This is a genomic window from Thiolapillus sp., assembly GCF_048562965.1.
GTDB classification, from domain to species: domain Bacteria; phylum Pseudomonadota; class Gammaproteobacteria; order Chromatiales; family Chromatiaceae; genus Thiolapillus; species Thiolapillus brandeum_A.
On the sequence record NZ_JBHNMF010000092.1, the window covers coordinates 1 to 9,284 of the forward strand.

Annotated in this window: 13 protein-coding genes; 5 read left to right on the forward strand and 8 right to left on the reverse strand. The window is 58.1% G+C overall.

What is annotated here, in order from left to right; translation table 11 throughout:
• Positions 1–191: 191 nt before the first annotated feature.
• Positions 192–1,793: an NAD+ synthase gene (locus ACOCD2_RS07060; protein WP_293646260.1), complete on the forward strand. Its 1,602-nt coding sequence runs from the start codon at positions 192–194 to the stop codon at positions 1,791–1,793.
• Positions 1,794–1,818: 25 nt separating this feature from the next.
• Complete coding sequence (locus ACOCD2_RS07065) at positions 1,819–2,157, forward strand: P-II family nitrogen regulator (RefSeq protein WP_293646258.1); 339 nt, start codon at positions 1,819–1,821, stop codon at positions 2,155–2,157.
• Positions 2,158–2,166: 9 nt separating this feature from the next.
• Here the strand turns inward: ACOCD2_RS07065 and ACOCD2_RS07070 are convergent, their stop codons facing one another.
• The 6 genes from ACOCD2_RS07070 to ACOCD2_RS07095 form a co-directional block, all read right to left on the reverse strand.
• Positions 2,167–3,402, reverse strand: coding sequence for an SUMF1/EgtB/PvdO family nonheme iron enzyme (locus ACOCD2_RS07070; protein WP_293646256.1), 1,236 nt, complete (start codon positions 3,400–3,402; stop codon positions 2,167–2,169).
• The gene (phoU, locus tag ACOCD2_RS07075) at positions 3,399–4,058 is read right to left on the reverse strand and encodes a phosphate signaling complex protein PhoU (RefSeq protein ID WP_293646254.1); all 660 of its coding nucleotides are present in this window, start codon (positions 4,056–4,058) and stop codon (positions 3,399–3,401) included. Before phoU ends, ACOCD2_RS07070 begins: the two co-directional genes overlap by 4 nt.
• A 213-nt stretch (positions 4,059–4,271) precedes the next feature.
• Positions 4,272–4,604, reverse strand: coding sequence for a glutaredoxin family protein (locus tag ACOCD2_RS07080; protein WP_305800214.1), 333 nt, complete (start codon positions 4,602–4,604; stop codon positions 4,272–4,274).
• Positions 4,605–4,633: 29 nt separating this feature from the next.
• Positions 4,634–4,948, reverse strand: coding sequence for a BolA family protein (locus ACOCD2_RS07085; protein ID WP_293646250.1), 315 nt, complete (start codon positions 4,946–4,948; stop codon positions 4,634–4,636).
• Positions 4,949–4,999: 51 nt separating this feature from the next.
• Entirely contained in the window at positions 5,000–5,947 is a 948-nt protein-coding gene (locus tag ACOCD2_RS07090) for a PDC sensor domain-containing protein (RefSeq protein ID WP_293646248.1), read from the reverse strand.
• Between the two features lie 10 nt (positions 5,948–5,957).
• Positions 5,958–6,275: a DUF1820 family protein gene (locus ACOCD2_RS07095; protein ID WP_293646246.1), complete on the reverse strand. Its 318-nt coding sequence runs from the start codon at positions 6,273–6,275 to the stop codon at positions 5,958–5,960.
• Positions 6,276–6,361: 86 nt separating this feature from the next.
• Between ACOCD2_RS07095 and ACOCD2_RS07100 the strand changes: the two genes are divergently transcribed.
• Genes ACOCD2_RS07100 through gloB form a run of 3 tightly spaced genes read left to right on the forward strand, consistent with a single transcriptional unit; the run spans position 6,362 to position 8,237 of the window.
• Entirely contained in the window at positions 6,362–7,015 is a 654-nt protein-coding gene (locus ACOCD2_RS07100; protein ID WP_294105399.1) for a hypothetical protein, read from the forward strand.
• Positions 7,016–7,026: 11 nt separating this feature from the next.
• Positions 7,027–7,455, forward strand: a complete 429-nt coding sequence (gene hisI, locus ACOCD2_RS07105) for a phosphoribosyl-AMP cyclohydrolase (protein WP_293646264.1) — start codon at positions 7,027–7,029, stop codon at positions 7,453–7,455.
• Complete coding sequence (gene gloB / locus ACOCD2_RS07110) at positions 7,452–8,237, forward strand: hydroxyacylglutathione hydrolase (RefSeq protein ID WP_293646244.1); 786 nt, start codon at positions 7,452–7,454, stop codon at positions 8,235–8,237. The genes hisI and gloB overlap by 4 nt, the downstream gene beginning before the upstream one ends.
• Before the next feature lie 14 nt (positions 8,238–8,251).
• Here gloB and ACOCD2_RS07115 read toward each other — a convergent pair whose 3' ends face one another.
• A complete protein-coding gene (locus ACOCD2_RS07115; protein WP_308214423.1) occupies positions 8,252–9,124 on the reverse strand; it encodes a 6-carboxytetrahydropterin synthase in 873 nt (290 codons plus the stop codon).
• Positions 9,105–9,284: hypothetical protein (locus tag ACOCD2_RS07120; RefSeq protein ID WP_293646242.1), on the reverse strand; the 180-nt coding region annotated here is incomplete at its 5' end. The genes ACOCD2_RS07120 and ACOCD2_RS07115, both read right to left, overlap by 20 nt.

Sequence of the window (9,284 nt, forward strand, 5' to 3'; positions counted from 1 at the left end):
ATGAATGTCATTGGCAGTTCACCCCTTGGGTGAAATCATGAAAATCACTGGAACTGCAATTTTACGCGATTATCATCGGGCGAACGACTTTCAGGTGGCTGCCGAAGTCACGGATTCAGGGGTAAGGATACTAAAAAATCCCGATTCTTTGTGTTACTTTAGTATTCTTTTTTAATTGGAGATGCTGCAAGATGCCTGCAGATATTGCACTTGCCCAGGGTGATTTTCTGGTGGGAGATATCGACGGCAATGTCCGGCAGGTGCTGGATATTGCCGCAAAGGCCAGGGACGAACTGGGCGCGGCGGCTGTGATATTTCCTGAGCTCTGTATTTGTGGCTATCCGCCGGAGGACCTGCTGCTGCGCCCGGAATTCCTTGCCGATGTCGAAGCAGGCCTGGCGCGCATCTGCAAGCAGACCGAAGGCATCGACCTGGTGATCGGTTATCCGCGGCGGAAGGAAGGAAAGTTGTACAACGCGGCCGGTGTGATTCGCAGGGGCGCAGTGATTGCGGAATACTTCAAGGCAGAACTGCCCAACTACAGCGTATTCGACGAGAAGCGCTATTTCATGCCGGGTGAGGCTCCCTGCGTGGTGACTATTGCGGGCGTGCCCATGGGCATCACCATCTGTGAGGATATCTGGAAGCCCCGCCCTGCTGCCCAGGCAGCGGCAGCAGGCGCCCTAATGATCCTCAACCTGAACGCTTCACCTTACCAGGCGGGCAAGGGAAAGGAGCGGGAGCAGGTGGTTTCACAGCGGGCGAGGGGAAACGGCCTTCCCGTGGTGTACGTGAATCTCGTCGGCGGACAGGACGAGCTGGTTTTTGATGGCGCCTCTTTTGTCGTGGATGCCGGTGGAAAGACCCTGTTGCGCAGCGCTTTTTTTAAGCCTTCCCTGGAAGTTCTGTCGCTGGAAGGCGGTCAGCCCCAACCGGGCGTGGTCACTCCCTGCCCGGACGAAGAGGAAATGATCTACCGCGCCCTGGTGCTGGGCGTACGCGACTACGTGAGCAAGACAGGCTTCAAGGGTGTGGTACTGGGCCTGTCCGGCGGCATCGATTCGGCGCTGACACTGGCCGTGGCAGTGGACGCCCTGGGGCCGGAACAGGTTGAAGTGGTGCTTATGCCGTCGCGCTATACCGCGGACATGAGCAACGAGGATGCCCTCGAACAGGCGCGGCGCATGGGTGTGAAGCACAGTATCATTCCCATCGAACCGGCCTTCAAAGCCTTTCTGGGTATGCTGGAAGAGGAATTCGCCGGCCAGCCCATGGATGTCACCGAGGAGAACATCCAGGCGCGCTGCCGGGGAATCATTCTCATGGCCATCAGCAACAAGAGCGGCCGTATGCTGCTGACCACGGGCAACAAAAGCGAGATGTCCGTGGGTTATGCCACCCTTTACGGTGACATGGCCGGTGGCTTTGCGCCCCTCAAGGACGTTTTCAAGACCATGGTCTACCGCCTGTCGCGCTGGCGCAACCGGGACGGCGAGGTGATACGGGAGCGGGTCATCGTGCGTCCGCCTTCTGCCGAGCTGCGTCCGGATCAGCAGGACACCGACAGCCTGCCGCCCTATGATGTGCTTGATGAGATCCTGAGTCGTTATGTGGAGCAGGATCAGGGTGTGGCCGAGATCGTGGCGGCAGGCTTCGATCAGGCGCTGGTGCGGCGCATCACCCGCATGGTGGATATCAATGAATACAAGCGCCGCCAGGCACCGCCGGGAGTTAAGGTCACCCGGCGTGCATATGGCCGCGACAGGCGTTATCCTATCGTCAACGGTTATTGATCAGATTATCAAACAGGGGAAACCGATGAAAAAAGTCGAAGTCATACTCAAACCTTTCAAACTGGACGATGTGAGGGAGGCATTGTCTGAAATCGGCATTACCGGCATGACCGTCACTGAAGTGAAGGGTTTTGGCCGTCAGAAAGGGCATACAGAGCTGTATCGGGGAGCGGAATACGTGGTGGATTTTCTGCCCAAGGTGAAGCTGGAGCTCGTGGTCAAGGAAGAGCAGCTCAACACCTGCGTCGAGACTATCATTGGTGCGGCACGTACCGGCAAGATCGGTGATGGAAAGATCTTCGTGTCTGCCGTGGAGCGCGTCATACGCATCCGTACCGGCGAGGAAGACGAGGACGCCATCTGATACCGCCGGTCAGCGTTTGTCGAGAAACTTCTGCCACTGCTCGATGTACAGGGCCTCTTCCTGCAGCGCTGGCGGGAATACCAGCCGGACACCGGAAAAGAGATAACCGGCGCCCGGCAGTCCCGCATTCCTGATGCTGATGCGGCGCAACGCGGGTTGGGTATGGATGCAGCCGCCACGCAAGGCAGGATGTCTGCCGTCGAATTCTTGTGTGCACATTTCCGGGTCGACCGGTTTCTCGTAATCCTTGTAGGGATGCAGCGGATTTCCGCACCATTCCCATACCCGGCCCCCGTCTTTCAAAGCACCGATGCGGGCGGCGGCTTCCCAGTGATATTCATGGGGCAGCACGGCGCCGCCAAAACCCTCGATATTCTGTGCGGCCCAGTTTGCATAAGCTTCGGCTTCATACCATGAGATGCCACTGACCGGCTGGTCGGGCAGCAGTTCCATGGGGCCGTTGAGGCCCAGTGCATACCAGTGGCCGGCGGCATCTTTTCGCCAGTGCCAGGGGTGTGACAGGTTGCTTGTCTGCTTCCATTGCCGGCCCTCATCGCTCCAGTATTCTTCCTTGGCATAGCCACCATCTTCCATGAATGCCAGCCAGGCGGCATTGTCTGCGGGTCTGTCGCTGATGCGGAAGTTGCGCATCTCCACCATCTGCATGGGCTGTTCGTTGTCGAACATCACTCCTTCGCGGGCGCCTATGCGGTAATGCCCTTGAGAGACTTCTGTGCTGTCCGCCCCGGGTGCACGGGACTGCAGGGGTTCTCTGACTTCAAAAGCACCGCCCTGTTTGACGGCGCGTGCATGGCGTACGGACAGCATCTGCTCATAGATGCGTCCATGGCTCTGAACCATGTAATCCACCAGCCAGCCGTTCTTCAGCCAGGGATGAGCAGGCAGCTGGCCCGGATTGGCAAGGCGGGACAGGTGCTCGTCCTGGATCTCCAGCGCCCAGTTGAGCAGATGCTCCTTGGGTGGGAGTTGCTGTTGCATCTGAACGGCCTGGGGAAGGGAGCCGGAAAAGATATGCCGCACGCGCCTGGACAGGTCGTCTTCCCCGAGGATTTTTTCGCGCAGCCACCACAGCTCCAGGTAGACGCTGCGCCCGAGCAGCCAGCCCATGCCGGGCAGATCCGCATGAAAGCGGGTGTTGACGTCTCTGGCGGGCAGGTCTTCGACCAGTTGAATGAGGAGCCGGTGTATGTTGCTCAGTGCTCCCAGGCTTTGCGGGGCAATCATCCCAGTTCGGGCGTTTCCGCCGTAACCATGAATGTTACCCGTTCAGCGATATTGGTGATACGGTCACCGATGCGTTCCAGGTGATAGGCAATCCACAGCAGGTGAGTGCAATGCATGCTGGTGTCTGCGCTGTTCATGAGGGTCATCATCAGACTGGAGCTTGCCTCTTCATCCAGCTCGTCGACGCGCTGGTCGTGAAGGGCGACGTGCTCCGCCAGTTTGACATCGAGATTTTCATAGGCTTCCATGACCTGCACCAGCATGGTCTGACACAGATCGCCGATGGCGGCCAGGCGATCCATGGGGCCTGAAAAATCGCTGGGATCCATGCCCAGCACGATATTGGCAATGTCCTTGGCATGGTCTGAAATACGTTCCAGTTCGGTGGAGATTTGAAGGCTGGCGACCACTTCACGCAAATCACCTGCCTTGGGTTCCAGTGTGGCCAGGATCTGCAGGCACTCCTTCTCGATGATGCGCATGAGATGGTTTTGCTGTAGATCTTCGTTGACCACGGTCTGGGCGAGTTCCGCATTCTGGGTTTTCAGCGCCTCCATGGCCTGCTCCACCGACTGATGGGCCTTGTTGGTCATGGTGAAAAGGTTCTGATGGATCTGGGCTTCTGCCCGGGCGAGGAGTCTGTGTGGGGTGGTCATGCCGCCTTCCGGTAACTGAATCGTATGGTGGGATTTTATCACGATGCAAGGTGACCGGTTAGCCCGGAAACTTCATGAATGTTGCGGGCTGGCTTCCGGCACTGCATAAGAGCTGGATTTGGTAGGATGCGGTGAGCTTGCGAACCGCATCGAAGAATACCCACGCACTGTTGATGTGGTTTGTGCCTCACCGCATCCTACCCGGTTGGGAGGTCAGCCGAACCTTTTCTGCAGATACGCGATGATATCGCCGGATTCATACAGCCAAGTGACGCTGCCGTCCTCATTGGCAATGCGCAGGCAGGGAACCTGTTGCTTCCCGCCTTCTCGTTCCAGTTCCTGGCGATAAACCGGATCGTTTTTTGCGTCCCGCAGTTCGATATTCAGGCCCAGGCGGCGAATGGCGCGCCGGGCTTTCACGCAGAATGGGCAAGCGGCGTACTGATACAACGCCATACTGCCTGTCTGTGCATCGAGTTCGGCCTGCTTCTCGGGGCTGTGGTCCGGTTTGCGCGGCTGGGTGAGCCAGTCGAAAAACAGGATCATACGGCCCAGCAGCCAGCGTACGGCGCCCACTATTTGGCCCCTCCGCCCAGGCAAGGAGGAGAGTCCGGTGCCTGCCCGTTCTTTGCAGACCATTCATCCGGCGTCATGGTGTGCAGCGCCAGTGCGTGGATGCCGTTGCTGAGCTCTTCGGCCAGTGCCGCGTTGATGAGGCGATGGCGCTGCAGAAGGGATTTGCCTTCGAACAGTCCGGATACTGCGATGACTTTGTAATGGGATTCGTTGTCTTCAGGCACGTTGTGCATGTGGGTTTCGTTGACCACTTCCAGATACACCGGTGTCAGGGCTTCCTGCAGTTTCTGTTCGATCGTCTGTTGTCTGTTCATGGGCGTATGGTGTCCCTGAGCTGCTGTGCTATCAACGGGTATTTTGTGTGCCTATATACCGTTCCAGAAGGCGGAGTCTCTGGCCAGAAACTGGTCATGGGGGATGTAGTGGGAGCCATCGCAGGAAAAATTCAGTCCCACGATACCGTTGAACAGGTTGATGGAGCCGGCGCGCAGATAGATGGTATCGTCTGCGAAACGCAGGTGGCGGAAAGTCTGAAGGATGGGGCGGATACTCTCCCGGGGAATCTGAGCGTCTTCCGGATAGGGGTGGTGAGGGTAGGCCAGGCAGATATCCGGATCGGTGAGTTCGTCGATTTCAACCAGCTGGTAGCGGTAAGGATCCTGCATGAACCACAGTGTGGCCCTGCTGCTGGAAAAGTGGATCTCCATCTGGAAGGCGCCGTGTTCCGTGACCAGCTCTTCCAGTACCGGCAGCACCAGATCCAGCTGGTCGTCCAGACTGCTCTGGATGCGGATCTGCTTGAACACCTGTGCGCGGATGGCCGGATCGCCCTTGATCTGGCGCCAGCGGCCGGGCTCCGCGTAGAGTTCCTTGGTGATGGGCAGGTCACGCAGGTCGAAATCCGCTCCCAGATAACCTACATGCTCACCATCGACATGGACCTTCTGCACAGCCGTCAGCGAGGGGCGGTTGGCGCGCATACTGATATAGGCGGAAGACAGGTTCATTTCCTTGTCTGCTTCCAGCTCCAGCATATAAGGGCGCCGGGCGCGGTCGCGTCTGTAGTCTGATTCGATCAGACCATCCTGGGAGGCGTTGGCGCTGACCTGCATGCCATTCAGATCCATGGCGTACAGATAGCTGCAGTAGGGCACCTGCCCAAGGCTTTTCATCAATGCCCGGTCGAGTTGTTCCTTGTCGTCCCAGACGCGGGCACAGCGTTTGGCAGCGCGGTGCATGGGGTCGAGCAGCATGTTGTACAGCATGTCCCGCTGGCGCAGGATGTGCTTCTGTCTTGCGGTATTCTTTGGCATTTCCGGTCGTCTATTTCCTGGTATCGGGGCCGAAGCTGGGAAAAGGCGTGACATTGCCCGTATCCCCCACGTCGAAGATCATGTTTTGTCCGCGTTTCTCGACTTCATCGATGCGTATCACTGCATGCATGGGAACCAGAATGCGGCTGGTGCCCGAAAATTCATCCTTGAGTTTCTCCTCGGCGGGATCGATGACCACGGAGGTATGCTCGTTGAACAGCAGTCCCGAGATTTCGATGAAGCCATAGAGCTCACCCTGGCTGACCTGCTCGGCATGCAATTGATAGACCTTGCCCTGATTGTGGAATGAGATGCGGAATATACGCATGAACTGTGACCGGGTGATGACAAACCAGTGAATTATACCAATGTCCTGACCCTGTCTGTGTGTTGTAGAATCCTGACATCGGAATATTGATAGGAAAAACGGAAATGCTCAAAGGAAAACTCTTTGTTGTCAGCATCATGCTGTTGCTCATCACAATCATTCAAGGCTGTTCATCTACTACCAAACTGGTCGATAGCTGGGCGGACAGCGGCTACCAGGGCGAAAAGCTGCGCAAGTTCCTGGTGATAGGCGTCGTCAAGGATGATCTCATGCGCCGTACCTTCGAGGACCAGTTCGTCGGCAAGATGACCCAGGGTGGGCGCGAAGCAGTGGCAAGCTACGTATACATGCCCCACCTGCAGGATTACAAGGAAAGGGAAAAGATCGAGGCGGTGGTGAAGAAGGTCGGGGCGGACGCCGTGCTGGTCACGACCTTGCAGGACGTGGAAAACCGTAAAGACTACGTGCCGCCACGTGTCGACTACTATGTCCCCGCTGCCTGGGGAGGGTATGGCTACTATGGCTATTATTTCCAAAGTATGCAGCCTATCTATACACCTGGTTATGAGCGTACCACCAAGGTTGTGCGGCTGGAGACACGGGTGTTTTCCGTGAAAACCGGCAAGATGGTCTGGGGTGGGGCCACCGAAAGTTTCAATCCGTCATCGGCCGGGCAGATCGTCGCCAAGCTGGCCAGCCTGGTGGTTTCGGACATGAAAAAGGCAGGACTGATCAAGTGAGCGGCAACGGCCTGTGGAAGACCCTGGAAACACTGCCTGCCGATCAGTCCGTATCTCTGCAGGAGGTGCTGGCGCAGATCCCCTGGAATGCCGATGGGCTGATTCCCGCGATTGCCCAGCAATATGATACCAAAGAGGTCCTGATGCTGGCCTGGATGAATGCCGAAGCCCTGCAGGAAACCCTGGCAAAGGGACGGGTCTGCTACTGGTCCCGTTCCCGCCAGCAGTTGTGGCGCAAGGGTGAGTCCTCCGGCCAGATCCAGGAGCTCAGGGAAGCCCGCTTTGACTGTGATGGCGACACGCTGCTGCTGCAGGTGGATCAGACGGGGCCTGCCTGCCACACCGGGCGGCGCGACTGTTTCTATAACCTGGTGCAGGGTGACCGGGTCGTGGTGGATCAGCCGGTACTCATCGACCCCGGGACCTTGTACGGAAAATGAACCCGATAGATGTCATTCCGCTCCCGGCTTTCGATGACAATTACATCTGGCTGCTGAGAACAGAGGGAACGCCGGATTGCGTGGTGGTCGATCCCGGTGATGAAGATCCGGTGCTGGCCTATCTTGAGGCCCAAGACCTGCAACTGACGGCCATGCTGATCACCCACAAGCATGGCGATCATACAGGCGGGGTGAAGGCGCTGAAACAGCACTGGCCCCGGGCCGTGGTGTATGGTCCCGCCCATGAGCCGGTTTCTTCACTGGACAGAAGGCTGGAAGATGGCGCAGAAATTTCCCTGCTGCAAGGAAAGATGAATCTGCGGGTGCTGGATGTGCCCGGCCATACCGAAGGCCATATCGCCTACCATGGCGACGGGCTGCTGTTCTGCGGCGATACGCTGTTTGCCGGCGGTTGCGGCCGGGTGTTCAGCGGCACTTTCGAGCAGCTCAGCGATTCTTTGCGGCGTATCGCGGAACTGCCAGCGGATGCCCTCATCTATTGCGCCCATGAATACACCCTGGCCAACCTCGGGTTCGCCCGCTGGGTGGAGCCGGAGAACGCCGCCCTGCTGCAGCGCATTCGGGAAGATCGGGAAAAAAGAGCCCGGGGACTGCCCACAGTGCCTTCGACCCTTGCCCTGGAGCTGGCCACCAATCCCTTCCTGCGCACGGATGTGCCTGATGTTGTCCGGGCTGCGGAAAAATGGGCGGGCCGGTCCCTGTCAGGCCATCGTGAAGTATTCAAAGCCCTGCGCCAATGGAAAGACCGGGATTATGACTAGCCAGCAGCAAGGGCCTAGCCTGAGGAGGTTTCGCTGATGGCTCCCTTGCCGATTCCCTCGAAGGCCCGCACGACGAAGTGATTGCCGGGGAACTCCTGTTCCAGCATCTCGCGGATGTGGCGGGCGATGTTTTCCACCGTGGACTCGGTCTGCATCAGGTAACAGCGGCCGGCGGGCAGTTCCAGCTCGAAGTCGCCCTGTTCGGCGGTATAGGAAAAGCGGAAGCAGGTCTGGTCGTCGTGAGAGGTAATGGCCACCATGTCTTCTTCGGTGCCGATATAGATATCATGGAACGCTGCTGCCCAGTGCTTCTCCAGTGCCTCGTCCCGCCGGCCGTTGCGCTGAATCTCGATGCGTGAGCGGTGTCCGTGAGCAATGCGCTGGCAGTTGCCGCAATGATGTTTCAGGCCGTGGCTGTACTGGTACCAGGGACCTTCGATGACTTCCGGGTAGAGCTTCAGACTGACCGTATGTACGTTCCAGGGCAGGGAGGGGAGCAGCGCCTGGTGTATGGCCTGCGCCACATTTTCGGGCGTGATTTCCGGTCCGGCAATAAACTGCAGGGATTCGGCAGGACCGCGATGACGGATGCGGGCGCCGTTCTGCAAGCGAAAGGTCAGCTCGTTTCCTGATGTATGCAGACCGCTGTAGTCAGCGGGCAGCAGCAGACGGTGGTCGAAGCTGTCATCGATGAGCTGCTTTACCTGGCGTTTCACATCGCCGAAATCCAGCACCATACCCTGTTCATCCAGCCCGCCTTCCAGTTCTACATCCACTTGCCAGCTTTCTCCCACCAGTCCCCGGATGGAATCGAGGTAGGAAAAATCTAGTACGGTGAGCTGGTTGACGAACAGGCGCATGAAGGCATTATCCACGATGCGGCCCATGGGGAACAGTGGCAAATTCCGGGGTTTGGGCAGGTTGGGCTTCCGCTGCCAGCCATGGAGAGCGAAGCGAAGGCTGGTAGACCCCAGTAGCCGCGAGGCCGCACTGTTTTCCCGGCGTGCCTTGCGCCAGAGGGAAAACAAAGTAGGCCTCCGAACGTGG